Here is a 20,334-nt window from a genome sequence, read left to right as displayed (position 1 = left end):
CCCTCCACCCCGTCCCCACAATGTCGAACCAGCGCCCAATTGCAGGGCTGGCAGGGACTCCAGAAACATGACCACTCCCTCCATTGCCTGGGCCGACCCGGCACGTGCCATGGCTTTCGAAGCCTGGCTGACCGCCGCTGCCCGCCAGCACAACCTGCGGGTCGACACCATCAGGCCGGCATCAGCTGACGCAAGTTTTCGGCGCTACTTCCGGGTGGACGCCGCAACAGGCGATGGCAGTTACATCGTCATGGACGCACCACCTGCACAGGAAGATTGCAAACCTTTCGTCAAGGTCGCCGGCCTGATGAACGGCGCCGGCTTGATTGCCCCGCGCGTACTGGCCTGGGATGAACCAATGGGCTTCATGCTGCTAAGCGACCTGGGTGCGCAGACCATGATGGAAGCAATTAGACCGCCCGCCGAGGTTGACGCTATCGCCAGCCCCACTCCGGCGCACTACGACCTGTATGTGGATGCGGTGGAGGCCCTGGTGCGCTGGCAACTCGCCTCCACGCCCGGCGTGCTTCCGCCCTATGACGACGCACTTCTGTCTCGCGAGCTATCGCTCTTTCCAGACTGGTATGTCGCCAAACATCGCAGCCTGGCGCTGGACTCTGGCCTTCAGGACAAGCTGAACGCCATCTTCGAACAGATCAAGGCCAGCAATCTGAATTCGCTGGATGGCGCACGGGTGTTTGTGCACCGCGACTTCATGCCTCGCAACCTGATGATCACCCGGCCCAGCAACGCAGGGGGCATGCAATTTTCCGACGGGCCGCCCCTAGGGAACGAGCCCCGCAGCGTATCGAAACGGGGCAGCGCAGTACGCGAAGCGACAAGCGTGGGGGCTCCACCTTTGGGCGTGCTGGACTTTCAGGACGCGGTCTACGGCCCCATCACCTACGACATCGCCAGCCTGATGCGCGACGCCTTCCTGAGCTGGGAAGAAGATTTCGTACTGGACATCACCGTGCGCTATTGGCAAAAAGCCCGCAAGGCGGGCCTGCCGGTCGGCGACGATTTTGGCGAGTTTTACCGGGCCGTGGAATGGATGGGCCTGCAGCGCCACCTCAAGATTCTGGGCATCTTTGCGCGCCTCACGCTGCGCGACGGCAAGCCCAAATACCTGGCCGACACACCCCGCTTCATCAAATACGCCCGCAACACCGCCGCGCGCTACCGGCAACTGGGGCCGCTGATGGTGCTGCTCGACGAGATTGAGGGTAACGAAACCCGTGTGGGCTACACCTTTTGATGCACAATCGGGCTGTAGCGCTTGCTGGTTCTGCGCCAGCAGCTATTATTTTTATAGCGTTCACGGCAAAGTCCTAACAATGCATCTTCCTGCACCAGCACCATGACCGCCCGGTTTTTCGCTGACATCGCACTGGCGCCCGGCAGCGTCGTCAGCCTGCCGCCGTCCACTGCGCGCCACGTCCAGGTCTTGCGGATGCAGCCCGGCGACGCCCTGACAATATTCAACGGCCAAGGCAACGGCCAGCCCGGCAGCGAAGGGGAATTTGCAGCCACCGTCGAGCGCATGGGCCGCAGCGATGTGGAGGTCCTTATCGGCGGCTACACCGCCACGGCACGCGAAGCCAGCCGCTCCATTCACCTGGCCGTCGGCATGCCCGCCAATGACCGCATGGACTGGCTGATTGAAAAAGCCGCCGAATTGGGCGTGGCCAGCATCCAGCCCTTGATGAGCGAGCGCAGCGTGCTGCGCATCAAGGGTGAGCGAGCCGACAAAAAAATCGCGCACTGGCGGGGCGTCGCCGTCGCGGCCTGTGAGCAATGCGGCCGCAGCCGCATACCACCCGTTCACGACGTCGCTAACCTGTCTGACTGGCTCAAAGGCGCGGGGCAGGGCGCAGCTGGCGGCACCCGGCTGCTACTCTCATTACAAGACGGCAGCCGGCCGCTGGCCGAAGCGGTGGCCGCAGCTGATGCCGGCGCACTGACCTTCCTGAGCGGTCCCGAGGGCGGCCTCAGCGCGGCTGAAGAGGCTGCGGCCATGGCTTGCGGCTTTGCGGCCGTCACCCTCGGCCCGCGCGTGCTTCGGGCCGAAACCGCACCGCTCGCCTGCCTGTCGTTTCTCGCACTGACAAGCGGCACGCCATGAACCGCAATCTCTGGCTGCTGGCCGTCTGCCAGGGCCTCTTTCTCACCAACAACGTCACCTTCATCGCCATCAACGGCCTGGTCGGCCTGAACCTGGCGCCGCTGGGCTGGATGGCGACACTACCCGTCATGGGCTACGTGGTGGGTGGCGCGCTGTCCACGTCCGTGGTGGCGCGCACGCAAATGCGCTTCGGGCGCAAGATTTCCTTCCAGCTGGGCCTGCTGGTGGCCGCCGCCTCGGCCCTGCTGTGCTGCTATGCGGCTTACAGCAAAAATTTCTGGCTTCTGGTGGCCGCCACCGTGGTGGCGGGCTACTACAGCGCCAATGCGCAGCTCTACCGCTTTGCCGCGGCCGAGCTCGCCCAGCCTGCTTTTCGCGAAAAAGCCATTTCCCTGGTCATGGCAGGCGGCCTGCTGGGCGCCGTCGCCGGGCCCAACCTGGCGGCCTCTACGCGGGGGCTGACCGACGTGCCCTTTGCAGGCGCCTACCTGGCGCTGGCCGGCGTGGCGCTGCTGTCGATGGCGCTGCTGGCATTCATCCGGTTTCCGCCGCCGCCCGAGGCGCATGCCAGCCGCGGTGGCCGGCCRCTTCGCGAAATCATGCGGCAGCCGATCTTCATCGTGGCCGCCGCAGCCGGTGCCCTGGGCTTTGGCGTGATGAACCTGCTGATGGCGGCCACGCCAATTGCGATGCAGGTTTGCGGCCTGCCGTTTTCCAGCGTCGCGCTGGTGCTGGAGTGGCACGTGATCGGCATGTTCGCACCCGGTTTTTTCACCGGTCACCTGATCCGGCGCTTCGGCACTTTGCCCATCATGGCGGTGGGTCTGGCGCTCAATGGGGTGTGCGTGCTGATCGCGCTCTCGGGCGTGGAGCTCAAGGAATTTCTGGCGGCGCTCTTTTTACTGGGCCTGGGCTGGAATTTTCTTTTCACCGGCAGCACCACCCTGGCGCTTGAGACCTATCGGCCGGAAGAAAAAGACAAGGCGCAGGGCGCGCTCAATTTCTGTATTTTTGCCGTGCTGGCGGTTTCCTCGCTGGCCTCCGGCGTGCTGGTGACCACCCAAGGCTGGGCGCTGTTGAACCTGGGGTCGCTGCTGCCGCTGGGGCTCACCGCCGCCGCGCTGGCCTGGCTTGCAGTCGGCCAACGCAAGGGACAGAAGGCCTGAGAACCTGGTTACGCCTCGCACCGTGTCCGACATTGCGGCCAGGCTGGGCATGGAACCCGGCGATGCCGCCAGTTATTGCTATTGTTTTTATAGCTGTTTGCGCCCGTTCTTATTGGGCTGAAGCCGAATTTCTCTTGAGATTTTCTTAACCGCTAGAAGCGGGCGTCCAGCCAGGCCTTGAGCGTGTCAAACACCGGCTCCGACTCGACTTCATTGAATATCTCGTGATAGAGGCCCTCAAAGCACCGCGACGTCACCATGCCGGCGGTCACGGCCGGTGAGTTGGCCGCGTTTTCCGCGAAAGCGCGGCTGCCGGCCGGATTGACAAGCCGGTCCGCACCCGCATACATCAGCAGCGTAGGCGTGCGCCATTGGGCGGCGGCCGCCACCGTCGCGGGACCCGCTGTTGCGATGAATTTGCCCAGGCGTGGCGAGATTCTGTCGTGCACCAGCCGGTCGGTGAAGTATTTTTTGACCACCTCTTCATCGTGCGAGATGTAGCGCGCGTCCAGGCCGTTGCCTACACACAGGTCGGGTGCCAGCCTCGGCATAAAGGCCAGCAGCAGCTTTTGCAAGGCGTTGAGCCCCGGATCCAGCGCGGGAGAAGACATCACGAGGCCATCCACGGGGCGAATGCCCAGCGCGACAAACCGGCTCACCACCAGACCGCCCATGCTGTGGCCAAGCAGAACCAGGGGAAGATGCGCAGGCGGCTGCGGGCTTCGTCCGTCCGCGTTGACCTCCTCCAGAAGGCGCACGCAACGCAGGCGCGTGTCGTCGACTATTTCGGCCAGGTCGTCCAGCAGTGCAGTCTCATTGGGCAGCACACCACGGAACCCGCCCGATTCGCCATGGCCGCGCTGGTCGTAGGCACGCACGGCAAAACCCCAGTCGAGCAATTGGCTGGCGACATGGTCGTAGCGGCTGGCGTGCTCGCCCAAGCCATGGACCAGCAGCACCATGGCGCGCGGCGGCAACGCATGTTGACCCATTTCGATGGCCAAAGCATCCAGTGGCCACTCATAGAGAGCCAGGTTCTCGCCGTCGCGGGCGGTGAAAGGCGCTAGGACGGTGGAATGCATGCGGCAGCAAAAGCCTGGCTTGAAACAAGCGCTGCCGGCAAACCGCGGCGCAAAGAAGGGTAGCTCACCCGCATCAACCGGGAACGCGGGCCATCACATGCGCGACCGCGGCGGTCAGCTTCTTGGCGTAAGGCACGTTCAGGAACTCGTTGGGGCCGTGCGCATTGCTCTTGGGGCCGAGCACACCGCAAACCATCATCTGCGCCTTGGGGAAGCCCTTGCTCAGCATGTTCATCAGCGGAATGGTTCCGCCCTGGCCTATGGTGCCGCAGGGCGCGCCGAAGAAGCTTTGCGACGCATCGTTGAGCGCGTTCTCAAACCAGGGTACGGTGCTGGGCGCGTTCCAGCCGGTGGCGCCGCCGTTGCTTTCAAACGTGACTTTGGCCTGGTAAGGCGCATTGTCTTCCAGCAGTGTCTTGAGTTCCTGCACCGCCGCGCCAGCGTCGATCAGCGGCGGAAAACGCAGCGAGAGCTTGAAGGCGGTGTAGGGGCGCAGCACATTGCCCGCATCCTTGAGGGCTGGAAAACCTTCGGCACCCGTCACGCTCAGCGTCGGGCGCCAGGTGCGGTTGAGCAGGGCTTCCACCGGGTCAGTCGTGGTGGGCAAGGCAAATGCGCTGGAGCCTTCGCAGTCGTAGTGCGCCCACGGAAAACGCTTGTAGATTTCCTCGCCGAGGATTTTGGCCGTGGCCTGCGCCTGCGCCAGCCGGTCAGCCGGAACCTCACAGTGAAAGCTTTGCGGTAGCAGGCGACCGGTCTTGCTGTCTTCCAGGCGGTCCAGCACCTGGCGCATGATGCGAAAGCTCGACGGCACCAGGCCGCTGGCGTCGCCGGAGTGCACGCCTTCGGTGAGGATTTCCACCTTGAGCACGCCCGCCGCGTTGCCGCGCAGGCTGGTGGTCAGCCACAGCTGGTCGTAGTTGCCCGCGCCGGAATCCAGGCACACCACCAGCGCGACGTCGCCCAGGCGCTCACGCAACGCATTGACGTAAGGCAGCAAATCATAGGAGCCGCTTTCCTCGCAGGTTTCGATCAGGCCAACGATGCGCGGGTGCGGCACGTTCTGCGCTTTGAGCGCCTGCACCGCGGCAATGCTGGCGTAGACCGCATACCCATCGTCGGCGGCGCCACGGCCATAAAGCTTTCCGTCTTCGTACTTGGCCATCCAGGGGCTCAAATCATTGCGCCAACCGGTGAATTCGGGCTGCTTGTCGAGGTGGCCGTACATCAACACGGTTTGCGTCGAATCGGCGCGCGTGGCCGGGATCTCAAAGAACAGCACCGGGGTGCGGCCTTCGAGGCGCACGATCTCCAGCTTGAGGCCTTCGACCTTCTGCGCCTCGACCCAGGCCGCCGCATTGCGCATGACGGTGTCGATGAAGCCGTGCTGCGCCCAGTCGCTGTCAAACGTGGGGGACTTGGCTGGGATGGAGATGTAGTCGGTGATCTGTTTGACGATGTCGCCGTCCCATTGGGCCGTGACCTGGGACAGGGCCTGGGCGGCGTTAAGGATGCTGGCGGGGATTTCGCGGTGCAGTGGGGCGTTCATTGGAAAGGCTCCGGGAACAAGGATATCGGCTTTTAGGGCAGCATTTTGCTACGGCACCTGCTACTGTACGCTTCCGACACAGACCGCGCCACCGGCCACGGGAAGACCCGCAATTGGAGAATTCAACCTACAGCGCATCGCGGGCGGCGTGGACAAAGATAACTCCTCCAATTGGACGAGAAAGCAGACAAGTACGCCACGGAGCCGCCATGACACCAGCAAGCCGCGCACACACGCCATCTTCCGCCGCCACGCCAGCCACGGTAGCCGATTCCCGCATCCGCGCTGGCGTGGGCGGCTGGACCTTTGAGCCCTGGCGCGACAACTTTTTCCCAGCCGGCCTGGCGCACAGCCGCGAACTCGAATACGCAAGCCGCCGGCTGAGCGCCATCGAGGTCAACGGCACCTACTACGGCACGCTGAAGCCGGCCAGCTTCAGGAAGTGGCACGACGAGACGCCGGACAACTTCATGTTTTCCCTCAAGGCCTCGCGCTACGCGACCAACCGCCGCGTGCTGGCCGAGGCGGGCGAGTCCATCCAGCGCTTCACTGAAAGCGGCATCAGCGAACTGGGCGACAAGCTGGGCCCCATCGTCTGGCAATTCATGCCCGGCAAGGTGTTTGAGGCAGGGGATTTCGAGGCGTTTCTGTCGCTGCTGCCCAAACAGGTGGACGGCCGGGCGCTGCGCCATGTCGTCGACGTTCGCCACGAGAGCTTTATGTCGCCCGATTACCTGGCGTTGGCGCGCCGTTACAAGGTCGCCACTGTATTTACCGACGCTGACAAATTTCCGTCTTTCGCCGACCTCACGGGTGACTTCGCCTATGCCCGCCTCATGATGAGCGAATCAGGCCTGGAGACCGGCTACGAGGAAAGCGCGCTGAACGCCTGGGCTGAGCGCGCGCGGCAATGGGCTGACGGCTCCGCGCCGGCCGACCTGCCGACGCTGGAAGAAGCCCCGGCACAGGGCAAGCCGCGCGACGTGTTTGTGTATTTCATCAACGGCGCCAAGGAAAGGGCGCCGGCGGCAGCGATGGCGTTTTTAAACCGCCTGGGCTTCACACCCTCTGCTTAACCGTAGACCGCCATGGCTTCGCCGAGCCGTATTTCGCGGCCGGGCGCCCACTCGGCATTGAACTGCAGCGGCCCTTTGGGAAACAGCATGACGACGGTGGAGCCCAGCAGGAAGCGGCCCATTTCCTCGCCCTGCTTGAGGCGGATGGCGGAGGTTGGCTCGTCGGGGTAATCCCATTGCCGCACCACCTTGCCGCGCGGCGGGTTCACCACGCCGTGCCACACCGTGGCCATGCTGCCAACGATGGTCGCGCCGACCAGCACCAGCACAAAGGGCCCGCGCGCCGATTCGAAAACGCAGACCACGCGCTCATTGCGCGCGAACAGCCCCGGCACGCCGCGTGCGGTAACGGGATTGACGGAAAACAGGTCGCCCGGCACATAAATCATGCGCGTCAGCCGACCGCCTGCAGGCATGTGGATGCGGTGGTAGTCCCGGGGGCTCAGATAGAGCGTAGCGAAATGGCCGTCCTGGTAATGCGCCGCCAGCGCCGCATCCCCGCCCACCAACGCAGTAGTCGAATAACTGTGACCCTTGGCCTGAAAGATCTGGTCCTTCTCGATCGCACCGAACTGGCTGATCGCACCGTCCACCGGCGAAATCAGCTCGGCATCAGCCAGCGGTCGCGCGCCGGGCTTGAGCGCACGCGTGAAGAAGTCGTTGAAGGTGAGATAGCTCGCAATGTCGGAGTTGAGCGCCTCGTCCATGTTGACCTGGTACTTGGCGACAAAGCGGCGGATGATTTCGGTGGTGACCCAGCCACGCTCGCGCGAAGCTACAAAACCGGCAAAGTTGGTCAGCGCCTGCTTGGGAAACAGGTATTGGGGGAGGACGGCGAGTCGGTCGGACACTAGGCGGCTTGAATGGAGGGAGGAAGGGCCATTCTATCGACGCCGAAACGTCTTTCCCGCCGGATATCGGCGCACTACTGTGCGGGATAACCCGCCTCGGCCAGCGCAGCCGCCACGGCTTGCCTGTCTTGCGAGGATTGCACCACAACCTTTTTGCCGGGCAAGTCCACACTGACCTGCGCCGCTGCATCCAGCGATTTGATGGCCTGGGTGACGGCGCCAACGCAGTGGCCGCAGCTCATGGCGGGGATATTGAATTCCATAAAGACTCCTTGGAAGCTGTCTGAGAGATTGGTACAGGGATTACCCAGAAGTCTGAACCTTCCCATGGGGGCAGGGTCAAGCGTAGCCCGGCAAGTCCTGCCTCGATTCAGGGCTATTACACCAAGGCGCTTGACCCTCCCATGGTGGTAAGGTTGAGACTACAGGCATGAACACCCCATCCACGTTAAAAACATCTCCCGTCATGCCGGCGCTGACCGAGTGGCAGTTTCCCGTCCAGGGCATGAGTTGCGCGTCCTGCGTGGCGCGTGTGGAACGTTCGCTGGCCAACGTCCCGGGCGTTGAGGACGTGAGCGTCAATTTCGCGACCGAACAGGCCAGCGTCAAGGTGCGCGCCGGTGTCGGCATGGACGCCCTGAAGACCGCCGTCGCCAAAGCCGGCTACAGCGTGGCCGAACAATCCTTGCGGCTCAAAATAGACGGCATGACCTGCGCCTCCTGCGTGTCGCGCGTCGAGAAAGCGCTCAAGCAAATGCCAGGGGTGCTGTCGGCCAGCGTCAACCTGGCGACCGAGACCGCCGAAGTCCGCGTCGCGGGCAACGCCGCGATGTTGCCGGCGCTGGTGGCGGCAGTGGCCAAAGCCGGTTATCAGGCGAGCGAAATCCCCGCTTCGGGCACCCCCGTGGACAAAACTGGCGCGCCCTGGTGGCCTATCGCGCTGGCAGCCGTCCTGTCTGCGCCGCTGGCGCTGCCCATGGTGGGGGCGCTGTTCGGCAAGGACTGGATGCTGGGCGGCTGGTGGCAATGGCTGCTGGCCACGCCGGTGCAGTTCTGGCTGGGCGCACGTTTTTACCGCGCCGGCTGGAGCGCCTTGCGCGCCCGCACCGGCAATATGGATTTGCTGGTCGCGTTGGGCACCTCAGCTGCCTACGGCCTGAGCGTCTATCAATTGCTGCGGCATGGCGGCCATGGCATGGCGCACCTGTATTTTGAAGCCTCGGCAGTCGTCATCACACTGGTGTTGTTGGGCAAATGGATGGAAGCGCGCGCCAAACACCAGACGACCGCCGCCATCCGCGCGTTGCAGGCGCTGCGCCCCGACACCGCGCGCCGTCGGCGCGATGGAAAGGACGAAGACGTAGCCTTGCAAGACATACAGCTCGGCGACCTGGTGGTGGTGCGCCCTGGCGAACGCATCTCGGTTGATGGCGAGATCGTCGAGGGTTCCACGCAGGTGGACGAGTCGCTGATCACCGGCGAGAGCCTGCCAGTTGCCAAGTACGCAGGCGACCACGTGACTGGCGGCGCCGTCAATGCCGAAGGCCTGATCGTGGTGCGCACCACGGCCGTAGGCGCGGAGTCCACGCTGGCCCGCATCGTGCGTATGGTCGAATCGGCCCAAGCCAAAAAAGCACCCATACAACGGTTGGTGGACCAGGTCAGCGCCGTGTTTGTGCCTGTGGTAATTGCCATTGCCCTGGTGACGCTGCTGGGCTGGGGCCTGGCCACGCAGGACTGGGAGGCGGCCATCCTCAATGCGGTCGCTGTGCTGGTAATCGCCTGTCCCTGTGCACTCGGTCTGGCCACGCCTACCGCCATCATGGTGGGCACGGGCGCCGCCGCACGCCAGGGTATCCTGATCAAGGACGCGGAGGCGCTGGAAGTGGCGCACGGCGTCAAGGTAGTGGCTTTTGACAAGACCGGCACGCTGACCGAGGGCAAACCCGAACTGGTGGCGCTGGAGCCCAGCGCAATCGCTGCCAACGAGTTGCTGGCCTGGTCGACCGCCATCCAGTCGGGCAGCGAACACCCGCTCGCCCGCGCGGTCACACGGCGCGCGGCGGAGCAGCAGCTTGAGATTCCCGCAGCGACGGAGTTGCGCGCCGTCGCCGGCCGCGGCATGGCCGCCGTGGTGGCAGGCCGCGAACTGCGGCTCGGAAGCCCGCGCTTTATGCAGGAGCTGGGCCTGGACCTGAACACCTTCGCCACGCTGAATGCACGCGCCAAAGAACTCGAAGCCCAGGGCCGCACGGTGTCGTGGCTGGCCGAAGTCACCGGAACACCGCAGCTTCTCGGGCTGATGGCGTTTGGCGACATGCTCAAAAGCAGCGCGGCGCCGGCGATTTCCCGCCTCCACGCACTGGGCATTCAAACCGCTTTGGTGACCGGCGACAACCGCGGCAGCGCCGAAGCCGTGGCGCAGCAACTCGGAATAGACCTTGTGCACAGCCAGGTGTTGCCGCAAGACAAAGCCGCCATCATCGGCCAACTCAAGGCCGCTGCGCAAGCGCAAAGCGGGCGTGTGGCCATGGTGGGCGACGGCATCAACGATGCACCCGCCCTCGCCGCGGCCGATGTGGGCATCGCGATGTCCACCGGCACCGACGTGGCCATGCACGCCGCCGGCATCACGCTGATGCGCGGCAACCCGGCGCTGGTGGCGGACGCCATCGATATTTCGCGCCGCACCTACGCCAAGATCCGCCAGAACCTGTTCTGGGCTTTTGTTTACAACGTGGTCGGTATTCCGCTGGCTGCGCTGGGGCTGCTCAGCCCCGTCATCGCCGGCGCCGCCATGGCGCTGAGCAGCGCCAGTGTGGTGATGAACGCCCTGCTGTTGCGCCGCTGGAAAGGGAGCACCCATGACTGACACATTTGATATTGGTCCGCTCAACATCGGCCAGGCCGCTGCGCACACGGGCGTGTCCGCCAAGATGATTCGCCACTACGAGTCGCTGGGCCTGCTGCCCACCGTGCACCGCACCGATGCGGGTTACCGCCAGTACGGCGAAAAAGAAGTGCACACGCTGCGCTTCATACGCCGCGCCCGCGCGCTGGGGTTCAGCATGATCGAGATCGCCGAGTTGCTCAAGTTATGGCAGAACAAGCGCCGCGCGAGTGCCGACGTCAAGCGCATCGCGCTGGCCCATGTGGCCGACCTGGAGCGCCGTATTGCCGAGATGGAAGCGATGAAGCAGACCCTGGGCCACCTGGCGCACTGCTGCCAGGGCAACAGCCGGCCTGATTGCCCCATCCTCTCCGAGCTGGCTGCTTGACCAAGGTCGAATGAAATGTCCGATTCCGGCGAGCGTTAGCGAGCCGCCGGATTTATCCTGAATGCGTTGATGGATGCCCCATCGCCTCAAAGGATTTCCGCATGCCGCCCGTTTCCGATGCCCCCAGCCTGTTGCCCGAATCCGCCGGCACGGATGCCGGAACAGGCGGCTGGGCGCACATTACAGCCACACTCAACCGCTACGGCAGCGCCGTGCTGCCGCAGCTGCTGGGCGCGCAGGAATGTGAGGCCGTCACCGCGCTCTATGCCGATGCGGGCCGCTTTCGCAGCCGGGTGGTGATGCAGCGCCACGGCTTCGGCCAGGGCGAATACCAGTACTTCCGCTACCCGCTGCCGGACATCGTGGCGCGGCTGCGCACCACGCTTTACCCGCGGTTGGTCGGCGTGGCCAATGCCTGGAACCAGGCCATGGGGATTGACGTGCGCTATCCGCCGGTCCATGCCGATTTCCTCGCACGCTGTCACGCGGCAGGCCAGCAGCGGCCTACACCGCTGCTCTTGCAATATGGTCCTGGAGACTACAACTGCCTGCACCAGGACCTGTATGGCGAGCACGTGTTCCCGATCCAGGTCGCCGTGCTGCTGTCGCGCCCGGGCGAAGATTTCACGGGCGGCGAGTTTGTGCTGACGGAGCAGCGCCCGCGCATGCAGTCGCGGCCCGAGGTGGTGCCGCTGCGGCAGGGCGACGCCGTGGTGTTTGCCGTGCATCACCGGCCGGTGCAGGGCAGCCGCGGCTTTTACCGGGTCAACATGCGGCACGGCGTGAGCACGGTGCGTAGCGGCCGCCGGCACACGCTGGGCATTATTTTTCATGATGCTGAGTAAAGGAGATGGTGTGACCCTGGGGCTTTTCGATGAGGTGCCGGCGCCATACACCGCGCCCGAGGTGATGGCACCAGGCGCCATGCTGCTGCGCGGCTTTGCCTGCGAGGTGGACGAAGTGTTGCTGCAAGCTGTGCAAGACGTCACCGCGGCCGCGCCGCTGCGCCACCTGGTCACGCCGGGCGGCTACACCATGTCGGTCGCGATGAGCAATTGCGGCGCGCTGGGCTGGGTGTCCGATCACAGCGGTTACCGCTATGACGCGAACGACCCGCTTTCAGGCCGACGCTGGCCGGCCATGCCAGCCTGCTTTGCCGAACTGGCACTGCACGCCGCAGCGGAAGCGGGTTTCGGCAATTTTCGGCCGGACGCCTGCCTGATCAACCGCTATGAGCCCGGAGCGCGCCTCTCGCTACACCAGGACAAGGATGAAGGCAGCATGGAGGCGCCGATTGTGTCGGTGTCGATGGGCTTGCCGGCGGTGTTTTTGTTCGGCGGCCTGAATCGCAGCGACCGCCCCGCGCGATACCGCCTGGTGCATGGCGACGTGGCGGTGTGGGGCGGCCCGTCGCGGCTGGCTTATCACGGCGTAGCACCGCTGGCCGAGGGCGAACACGCGCGCCTGGGCAGGCAGCGCATCAATTTGACGTTTCGTTGCGCGCGCTGAATGCTGCGAACGCGCTCAGGCGCATTCGCGAAGTCTTTTCAGCCAGCCCAGCCCGGCCTGCGTAGCGCCGGCTTCTGCGCCGCGCAGCGGCTTGTATTCACACCCTACCCAACCGCTGTAGCCGAGCTCATCGAGCAGCGCGAACAGATAGGGGTAGTTGATCTCACCGACATCTGGCTCATTGCGGCCGGGTGCGCCCGCGATCTGCAGATGGCCGACGTGGCCCGTGGGCAGGTATTTGCGCAGTTTCATGGCCAGGTCGCCTTCAACGATCTGGCAGTGGTAAAGATCCATCTGCACCTTGACGTTGGGCGCACCCACTTCGCGGATGATTTCATGTGCGTGGTCTTGCCGGTTCAAAAAGAAGCGCGGAATGTCGCGGGTGTTGATAGGCTCGATCAACAGGTCCACACCCACCTTGGCCGCCAGTGGGGCCGCCTCGCGCAGGTTGTTCACATAGGTCGGTTGCACCGCCTCGCGCTCCACCCCGGCGGGCAGTACGCCCGCCATTACGTGGATGCGCGGGCAGCCCAGCGATTGCGMATACTCCAGCGCAATCGCGATACCGGCACGGAACTCCGCTTCATGGCCCGGCAGGCAGGCCGTGCCTTTTTGCGAGCTTGCCCAAGCCTTCTCGATGCTGGCCACATCGACGCCACCGGGCGGTGCGTTGAACAGCACCAGCTGCTGGCCGTGTTGCTGCAGGATGGCTTTGAGCGCCGCGGGTTCCCATGCATAGGGCGAGAGGATTTCCACGGCCGTGAAACCGTCACGAGCGGCTGCGGCAAAGCGTTCGGCCATGGGAAGCTCGGTGTACATCCAGCTAAGGTTGGCGGCGAATTGGGGCATGGGTTTCAGGGGGTGGGTGTGTCGGGGCCTGGCGCAGACTGGCATTCCCAGAATATCCGCGCGGTGCAGTGGCGGCAAATTTCAGGGTCCAGCTTATTGAAGATGGTGGAGATCGCGGTGAACTTGTCGGGGAACTGGTGCTCTGGCCCCAGCACGCTGGTAAAGCCCGTTTTGCGCCACATGCGGATGACTTCAGGCCGCGGCCGGTGGAAGTACAGGTCACCGCCCATGGCGCGGCGCGCGGCGAGCTCGGCCTCCCACAGCTCGGCGCCGGCCAGATCAATGAAGTTCATGCTCTTGCCCATGACAAGCAGGTGTTTTTGCGGCTGAGGCTGGGTGCGCAGCGAATGCAGGATGTCGGCGACGTGCTGTGTCGCGCCAAAGTAGACCTCGCCTTCCATTCGCAGCAATTTGAGCTGCGGGCATTCAGGCAAGGCCTGGGGCGTCGCTTCCGACGACGCTTCGGCCTTCTGTGCGGAAACGACGTCAACCCCCGCATCAACGCTGTTGTCGATCACCACAAACTGCCGGTCCAGCCCGCGGCTGTCAAAACCCATGGTGCGCATCGCAGGCTTTGACGTGCGGTAGAGGAAGGACATCAGCGACAAAATCATGCCCAGCAAGATCGCGATCTCCAGCCGTATGGTGACGGTCGCCACCATGGTGGCCATCGCCACGCCAAAGTCGCTGCGGCTCAAGGTGAACAGCTGGCGCCAGCGTGCGAAGTCCAGCAGCGCGAACGCCACCAGCACCAGCAGCGCCGCCAGCGCGGCCATGGGGATTTGCGCGAGTAGCGGCGCGCTCACCGCCACCAGCGCCAGCAGCAACAAAGCCGAAAATACCGAGGCCAGCGGGGTGCGCGCACCGGCCTCCAGGTTGGGCATGGAGCGGTTCATCGAGCCGCAGGAAACGTAGCTTGAGAAAAACCCGCCGACGATGTTGGACAGGCCCTGGCCGCGGAACTCGCGGTTGGCGTCTATGCGTTGGCCCGAGCGCAGCGCCACCGTCTTGGCGATCGAGATCGCCTGGCCCAGCGCGACGATGGTCAGCGCAAACGCCAGGCCGATAAGGTCGGCGGCCTGCGCCCAGCTGATGCGCGGCACTTCGAACCTCGGCCAGGGTACGGGGATCTGGCCCACAGTACGCAACGAGGCGGAGGGTGCGGCACCGGGATAAAGAAGGCCGCTCCACACCCAGGCCAGCGCAGTGGCCACCGCCAATCCGATCAACATGTACGGCCAGTTGCGGCGCAGGTGGCGCAGCAGCAGCGCGACACCCAGGGTGATGGCCGCAACACCCAGCGCCATGGGCTGGGCGGAAGTGATCTGCGTGAGAACATGTCCAAGAACCGCGGCCGCGCTGTGCTCAGGCGCAGCCGCCAGGCCCAGCAGGTCGGGCAACGCATGCACAGCGATCAGCAGCGCAGCGCCCGAAGTAAAACCAAACAGCACCGCCGGTGAAATGAAGTTGGCCAGCACACCCAGGCGCAACGCGCCAATCAGCCACTGCATGACTCCCACCATCACGGTGACGGCCAGCGCCAGCTGAATGTAGAGCGGGCTAAAGGCCATGGCCAGCGGCGAGAGCATGGCGAACAGAGCCAGCGAGTTGGCGTTTGTAGGGCCCGACATGACATGCCGGCTGGAACCGAACAGCGCGGCGATGATGCAGGGAATCACGGCGGTGTAAAGGCCGTAGGCCGGCGGCAGGCCGGCCAGCGTTGCGAAGGCAATGCCTTGCGGCAGCACCAGCACTGCGCCCAAGAGACCCGCCATCGCATCGGCCCGCACAGTAGCAGGCGACACCTCGCGCACCCAGTCGCCAAAAAGGCGTTCCAGGAGGAGGGTCGATGACCGGGATTCGCTGGGGGCTGAGGGTTCCATCACGAGGGCCTGAGCATACCGCGCCCAGCCCCCGGTCATCCAGAGCGGCGATCAGGTCAGGTCGGACAAACGCAACAGCAAACCGGCAAGCGCCGACAAGCGATCAAATCTGCTCTAGACGACGTTGCACAGCCAAAACCAGTGGCTGGATTGCGGAGTCCGGGAATGGCGCTACGCTGCTGACGTTAATCTCGCAAAGCACATAGTACTCAGAGGCATCGACGAGAGGCTCGCCGAACATGAAATCGCAGTCCCACAAGAAGGGAAGCCGCTCGCGCGCGAGGCCGACGCGTGCACGAAGCAACTCGACCCACTCGGTCTCCAGTCGTTCCTTCAGGTACCGGAATTGCGGCAGGTCCGCGGCGTAGTACAGCCTCGGGCCGGATTGCGGCGCTGGCTGGCCAGGCGCGGCGGGGTAGAGCGCATTCACCGACTGGTGTCCGAACCCCTCGACCCGGTCCTCCACCAAATAGGCCCGAACCATGCCTTCCACCAACCGTGGTTGCCATGCCTGGTCGATCATGTGCCCGCCATTCGCCGGCTCGAAGTACGGAGCCAGTCTTGCCAGCAGCGCCGGGAGCTCCATCAGCTCCTCGTCGCTGCCGCGCTGGGCGTGGCGCACACGCAGGCACGCGGGTGTGCCAATGGGACTCACCAGTTCCACACGCCAGACACCGATACCACTATGCCCCCGGTATTGCTTGAGCACCCGCGGGCCCTTGCGGAGCCGTTCCGGCAATTCTTCCTCAAGCTGTTTGAGGCTTTCGACTCGGCAAACGTCGCTGCCGAACGGGAGATCGCGCGTGTGAAGCAAGACGTCTTTGGTTCCCAGCTTCAGGATGGTCTCGGGGTGCGCGCTGACCACAACCCCCGAGTCGGCAACCCGCCGCAGCATGGCGTCCAGGACGTCCCGTCTTCGTCCGCCCTCGATGGGGTTGCACCATGTCAGCACAAGGCGGCAGTCGCGCACCTGCGCCTCCACTTCCTCGGCGAAGGCATCGTTGTACACGGCCGGGACGGCGCTTACTCCGGCGCTCGCAAACGCCTCGAACAAAGCGGCAAAGCGGCTTTCAGCTGGATCCGCGCGGTCCCGCATGGCGCGATCGCCAGGATAGAGCAATGCGACGGAAGGTCTGGGCATGATCAGCTCCTTGAAGGCTTACGCGTGCAGCAGGCGCCGCGCATTTCCGTTGGCGATCAGCTCCCGGCCGGCTTCGCCTAGGCCACACTGGTCGAACAGGCTGGTGAGCCGGGCCGGCAGATCCGTTTCAGTCACGACCGGCCAATCCGTGCCGGTGACGACATGGTCCTCCCCGACAAGGTCGATGGCCGCACGCAGCATGACCGGATGCGTGCCTGTCGTGTCGATGTAAACATTGCGCCGCGGCGACGCGTGTTTGCCGATCCGCGCGCCATCCGCCAGGCATTCCCCGAGCATCAAACCCCCAAGCGCAAGCGCAGTGACGACGACGTTCAGATGGGGCATCTCTTCGAACATGCCGGCGTGCACCATGGCAAGCAAGGCGGCGCTGTTGATCGCGCCGCGCGAAAGACGTTCGCTGAACTTTCCTGTGTGCCCAAACTTCTGGCGCAGAGCCGCATCCGGCACCGGGTGCAGGAACACGGGAACGTCCAGCTCCGATGCCGCAAGAAAGGTCGCCCTGGCTTCCGGTGCATCGGGCAGCAGATCCCCTTTCGCGCTCTCGATGAACACGCCTTTCAGGCCCAGCTCCTTGACTGCTCGCGTCAATTCGCGGCCTGACTCCTCGCCACGGTAGGCGTCCACGGTGGCAAGTCCGTGCAACACACCGCTGTGGCGGTGCACCACCTCTGCCATCGAATCGTTTATTTTGCGGATGGTGTCAATGTCCGCCTCCTCGCCTGGGGCCAAGACGAACTCGAGGGACGTGTTGATGACTCGACTCGTCACGCCTGCCGTCTGCAGCGACGCAAGCAATGCCGCCTCTTGCGTCAGCCGCCTGCTTACGCCGTCCCAGAATTCCTTCTGGGCTGGTGGACTGCCTCTGGACGCATCGACCGGAATGCCCGCTCCGGCGAAGTGGCAGTGAAAGTCGATCACGTCCATGGATCACGCCTCAGGTTTGCTTTGCCGCGAGCGGCCGGCCCGCGGCTTTCCAGCCGTCAATACCGCCGCTCAGGAACCTGGCATCGACCCCTGCTGCACGCAGGCGCATGGTCGTGGATCGTCCGACCTCGTGCCCGTAAACGCAATAGACCATCACGGGCTTGTCCTTGGGCAGCTGCGCCGACCAGGCGTTCACCTGGGCCGGGTCTCGCCACTGCGCACCGGGAATGAGCGAGTCCGCCTGGTCGAAGACCCCTGCCCGCCGCACATCCAGAACATGGGCACCGGCGAGGTCGTCGGCAGTGGCTGCGAACGGCTCGCTTGAAGCCTCCACCGCGGCCTGGTAGCGCTCGTACACGCGCGTCCAGTTGATGTTCTCCATGAAGGCATCGACATACTGGCCGGCGGCCGCGCCGAAATCCAGGTGGTAGGCGTGCTCGTACATGTCGAGCGCCAGGATGGGGATGCCACCCGCCACCGCGTGCGTGTGGTCCGCGGCCCACTGGTTCACAAGGGTTCCCTCGCGCGGCTGGAATACCAGCAGCACCCAGCCGGATCCGCCGGCCAGGGCCTTGCCCATCGCGACGAACTCCTCGCGCCATCGTTCAACGCTGCCGAAGTTCGATTGCAGCGCGAGCACCGCCGCCGGTGTCAGCGGCTCGCCGGTGGCACCCAGGCAGTCGAAGTACAGCTCGTGCAACAGCATCGAGTTGGTCGCGATGAGTTCTTCCCGCTTGAGACCATTGAGGTCGAAGCCGGGTGTAGTCGCGAAAGGCATCTCCCGCAACCGGCCGCGGATGGCATTCAGCCGCTTGACGGCGCCGCTGTAGTTGTTCTGGTGGTGGCTGCGCAGCAATTTCTCCGAAAGGCCATTCATGCCGGCAGGGTCGAAGGAGAGGTCGTGAATTCGAGCGTCCATGGGTGCACCTTTAAATAATGTTGCTGAGCCGCAGCGCCAGCCCGACGACGCCGGAGACCAACACGACGGGAATGACACTAACTTTGAAGCGAAACAGCGCCACGGCGGCCGCTACTCCRATGACGAATGAAGCCCACTCGAAGCGGCCCGAGAGGCCTTGCGGCCAGAGCACGTGGTAGGCAAAGAACACAGCGAGATTCAAGATCACGCCCACCACCGCGGCTGTGATGCCGGTCAGTGGAGCCGTGAACTTCAGGTTGCCGTGCGTGGACTCGATGAAAGGCCCGCCGAGCAGGATGAAGAAGAACGACGGCAGAAAAGTGAAGAAGGTGACCACCGTCGCCGCGGCAGCACCGGCCAGGAACAGGGACTCGGGGCCGAATATGGCCTTGGTCCAGCCACCGACGAAGCCGACAAACGCGACGACCATGATCAACGGGCCGGGCGTGGTCTCGCCGAGCGCCAGGCCGTCAATCATCTGGGGGCCGGTGAGCCATTGGTAGTTGTCCACTGCGCCCTGGTAGACGTAGGGCAGCACCGCATAGGCACCGCCAAACGTCAGCAGCGCAGCCTTGGTGAAGAACCATGCCATCTGTGTGAGCACCGCGTCCCACCCGTATGCAGCCGTGAGAGCGCCGATGGCGGCTATCCACAGGCCCAGGCAGACGACCAGCACTTGCCTGGCGCGCTTCCAGGTGAAGAACGCGTGGGCGGGTGTGGGCGTGTGGTCATCGATGAGGGCCGGACCGAACTGCTTGGTGGACGCGCCGTGGCCGCCGGTCTTGAACTTGTCGGGTGCGTACTTCCCGCCGAGGTAGCCGATGGCGCCCGCCGCGAGCACGATCAACGGGAACGGTATGTTGAATGCAAAGATGGAGATAAACGCCGCCGCCGCGATGCCCCACAACCAGCCGTTTTTGAGGGCGCGGGAGCCAACCCGGTAGGCGGCATGCACGACCAGTGCGGTGACGGCTGGCTTGATGCCGTAGAACAGGCCCGCGATGGCCGGGACGTGGCCGAAAGCCATGTAGACCCACGACAGTGCAATCAGCAGAAACAGCGACGGCAGGACGAACAGCCCGCCGGCGACAATGCCGCCCCACGTGCGGTGCATCAACCACCCGATGTAGGTCGCGAGTTGCTGCRCCTCCGGGCCGGGCAGCAGCATGCAGTAGTTCAAGGCGTGCAGGAAGCGGTTCTCGGAAATCCAGCGCCGGCGCTCTACGAGCTCCTCGTGCATGATGGCTATTTGCCCTGCGGGCCCGCCGAAGCTGATGAAGCCAAGCTTCAACCAGAAGGAGAACGCTTCCCCGCGAGTGATGGGTTGGGGCCCTGTCTGGTCGACGGTATCAGTGGTCATTTGGCGGCCTTCAGAGCGGCGTGCAGGGTGTCAAAAAATGCGAGCGCCGCCTCAAGCAGCTGGTCGTCGTCCGCGTGCTGCGCTTGCAAACCGCGAACGATCATTTCGATGCCCGGCGCTTCGTCGAGCGGAATGCCCCCGACGTCGATGTAATGCACAAGCTGACCGAGCCGCGCCAGGGCGGGCTTCTCGTCAAGGCCGAAGCTCCTGGCGACGACCTCAAAGGTCACCAGTTCACCCACGTGCGTGAAGGCCGCTCCGTCGAAGTCGTAGCCGAGAGCCTGTTTAGGGCACTTCTTCGGCTCCGCCAGCCAGATGAAGTTCGGGGACTTGTCGATAAAGCGGCGCACCAGCCAGGCTGTGGCCAGGCGGTCTACCCAGGGGCGCTTGCGGGTGGCCCAGGTGCGGCCCTGGTAGTCCTTGATGGAAAGCGCGGGGACAACGGCCCTCGTAGGCGACGGCTCGTCCGGCGAGAGGTGAAGTTCCATCTCACGCCGCAGAGCCGAGACGGCCTCAACACACCCTGCGCTCTCCTTGCCCGGGAAGAAATCGCTTGCCTGGACCTGCTGCAATTGCTGCTCAAGGCTGCGCAGTGTCTTGT

The 20,334-nt window shown here is 64.4% G+C and carries 19 protein-coding genes; 8 read left to right on the top strand and 11 right to left on the bottom strand.

The window, feature by feature from the left end:
* From AC1DWI_RS00990 to AC1DWI_RS00980, 3 genes are all read left to right on the top strand, one after another.
* On the top strand, positions 1 to 1,258 hold a 1,258-nt coding region (locus AC1DWI_RS00990), incomplete at its 5' end, for an aminoglycoside phosphotransferase family protein (RefSeq protein WP_477724259.1).
* 102 nt (positions 1,259 to 1,360) lie between these two features.
* Positions 1,361 to 2,125 (top strand): 16S rRNA (uracil(1498)-N(3))-methyltransferase, encoded by a 765-nt coding sequence (locus AC1DWI_RS00985; protein WP_477670461.1) that lies wholly within the window; start codon positions 1,361 to 1,363, stop codon positions 2,123 to 2,125.
* Positions 2,122 to 3,291 (top strand): MFS transporter, encoded by a 1,170-nt coding sequence (locus tag AC1DWI_RS00980; protein WP_477670460.1) that lies wholly within the window; start codon positions 2,122 to 2,124, stop codon positions 3,289 to 3,291. Before AC1DWI_RS00985 ends, AC1DWI_RS00980 begins: the two co-directional genes overlap by 4 nt.
* 152 nt (positions 3,292 to 3,443) lie before the next feature.
* Here the strand turns inward: AC1DWI_RS00980 and AC1DWI_RS00975 are convergent, their stop codons facing one another.
* Positions 3,444 to 4,373 carry a lysophospholipase gene (locus AC1DWI_RS00975; protein ID WP_477670459.1) on the bottom strand — a complete coding sequence of 310 codons (930 nt, stop codon included), beginning with the start codon at positions 4,371 to 4,373 and terminating at the stop codon, positions 3,444 to 3,446.
* Between the two features lie 73 nt (positions 4,374 to 4,446).
* Positions 4,447 to 5,922: a M20 family metallopeptidase gene (locus tag AC1DWI_RS00970; protein WP_457281927.1), complete on the bottom strand. Its 1,476-nt coding sequence runs from the start codon at positions 5,920 to 5,922 to the stop codon at positions 4,447 to 4,449.
* A gap of 209 nt (positions 5,923 to 6,131) precedes the next feature.
* Here AC1DWI_RS00970 and AC1DWI_RS00965 point away from each other — a divergent pair, with 209 nt between their 5' ends.
* Positions 6,132 to 6,998 carry a DUF72 domain-containing protein gene (locus AC1DWI_RS00965; protein WP_477670458.1) on the top strand — a complete coding sequence of 289 codons (867 nt, stop codon included), beginning with the start codon at positions 6,132 to 6,134 and terminating at the stop codon, positions 6,996 to 6,998.
* Here AC1DWI_RS00965 and asd read toward each other — a convergent pair.
* Complete coding sequence (gene asd / locus AC1DWI_RS00960) at positions 6,995 to 7,849, bottom strand: archaetidylserine decarboxylase (protein ID WP_477670457.1); 855 nt, start codon at positions 7,847 to 7,849, stop codon at positions 6,995 to 6,997. The two genes, AC1DWI_RS00965 and asd, sit on opposite strands and share 4 nt — an antisense overlap.
* A 74-nt stretch (positions 7,850 to 7,923) precedes the next feature.
* On the bottom strand, positions 7,924 to 8,112 hold the full coding sequence (locus AC1DWI_RS00955) for a heavy-metal-associated domain-containing protein (RefSeq protein WP_477670456.1): 189 nt from the start codon (positions 8,110 to 8,112) through the stop codon (positions 7,924 to 7,926).
* A 167-nt stretch (positions 8,113 to 8,279) separates the two neighbouring features.
* Between AC1DWI_RS00955 and AC1DWI_RS00950 the strand changes: the two genes are divergently transcribed.
* From AC1DWI_RS00950 to alkB, 4 genes are all read left to right on the top strand, one after another.
* The gene (locus AC1DWI_RS00950) at positions 8,280 to 10,721 is read left to right on the top strand and encodes a heavy metal translocating P-type ATPase (protein ID WP_477670455.1); all 2,442 of its coding nucleotides are present in this window, start codon (positions 8,280 to 8,282) and stop codon (positions 10,719 to 10,721) included.
* On the top strand, positions 10,714 to 11,127 hold the full coding sequence (gene cueR, locus AC1DWI_RS00945) for a Cu(I)-responsive transcriptional regulator (RefSeq protein WP_477670454.1): 414 nt from the start codon (positions 10,714 to 10,716) through the stop codon (positions 11,125 to 11,127). The genes AC1DWI_RS00950 and cueR overlap by 8 nt, the downstream gene beginning before the upstream one ends.
* A 101-nt stretch (positions 11,128 to 11,228) precedes the next feature.
* Positions 11,229 to 11,972 carry a 2OG-Fe(II) oxygenase gene (locus AC1DWI_RS00940; protein ID WP_477670453.1) on the top strand — a complete coding sequence of 248 codons (744 nt, stop codon included), beginning with the start codon at positions 11,229 to 11,231 and terminating at the stop codon, positions 11,970 to 11,972.
* A 10-nt stretch (positions 11,973 to 11,982) separates the two neighbouring features.
* Positions 11,983 to 12,636 carry a DNA oxidative demethylase AlkB gene (gene alkB, locus AC1DWI_RS00935; protein WP_477670452.1) on the top strand — a complete coding sequence of 218 codons (654 nt, stop codon included), beginning with the start codon at positions 11,983 to 11,985 and terminating at the stop codon, positions 12,634 to 12,636.
* A gap of 15 nt (positions 12,637 to 12,651) precedes the next feature.
* Here the strand turns inward: alkB and otnI are convergent, their stop codons facing one another.
* The 7 genes from otnI to AC1DWI_RS00900 all read right to left on the bottom strand — a co-directional run.
* Positions 12,652 to 13,485, bottom strand: a complete 834-nt coding sequence (gene otnI, locus AC1DWI_RS00930; protein WP_477724258.1) for a 2-oxo-tetronate isomerase — start codon at positions 13,483 to 13,485, stop codon at positions 12,652 to 12,654.
* A 5-nt stretch (positions 13,486 to 13,490) separates the two neighbouring features.
* Positions 13,491 to 15,368: a SulP family inorganic anion transporter gene (locus AC1DWI_RS00925; RefSeq protein ID WP_477670450.1), complete on the bottom strand. Its 1,878-nt coding sequence runs from the start codon at positions 15,366 to 15,368 to the stop codon at positions 13,491 to 13,493.
* Between the two features lie 103 nt (positions 15,369 to 15,471).
* Complete coding sequence (locus tag AC1DWI_RS00920; RefSeq protein ID WP_477670449.1) at positions 15,472 to 16,509, bottom strand: Cj0069 family protein; 1,038 nt, start codon at positions 16,507 to 16,509, stop codon at positions 15,472 to 15,474.
* Positions 16,510 to 16,527: 18 nt separating this feature from the next.
* Positions 16,528 to 17,454, bottom strand: coding sequence for an amidohydrolase family protein (locus AC1DWI_RS00915; protein WP_477670448.1), 927 nt, complete (start codon positions 17,452 to 17,454; stop codon positions 16,528 to 16,530).
* A gap of 10 nt (positions 17,455 to 17,464) precedes the next feature.
* On the bottom strand, positions 17,465 to 18,373 hold the full coding sequence (locus tag AC1DWI_RS00910) for a Fe-Mn family superoxide dismutase (protein ID WP_477670447.1): 909 nt from the start codon (positions 18,371 to 18,373) through the stop codon (positions 17,465 to 17,467).
* 10 nt (positions 18,374 to 18,383) lie between these two features.
* Entirely contained in the window at positions 18,384 to 19,733 is a 1,350-nt protein-coding gene (gene chrA / locus AC1DWI_RS00905) for a chromate efflux transporter (RefSeq protein WP_477724257.1), read from the bottom strand.
* On the bottom strand, positions 19,730 to 20,334 hold a 605-nt coding region (locus AC1DWI_RS00900), incomplete at its 5' end, for a chromate resistance protein ChrB domain-containing protein (RefSeq protein WP_477724256.1). The genes AC1DWI_RS00900 and chrA, both read right to left, overlap by 4 nt.

Source organism: Polaromonas sp. P3_C2 (assembly GCF_056402675.1).
Note: the sequence above shows the minus strand (reverse complement) of the source record. Positions and strands in the feature narration are given on the sequence as shown.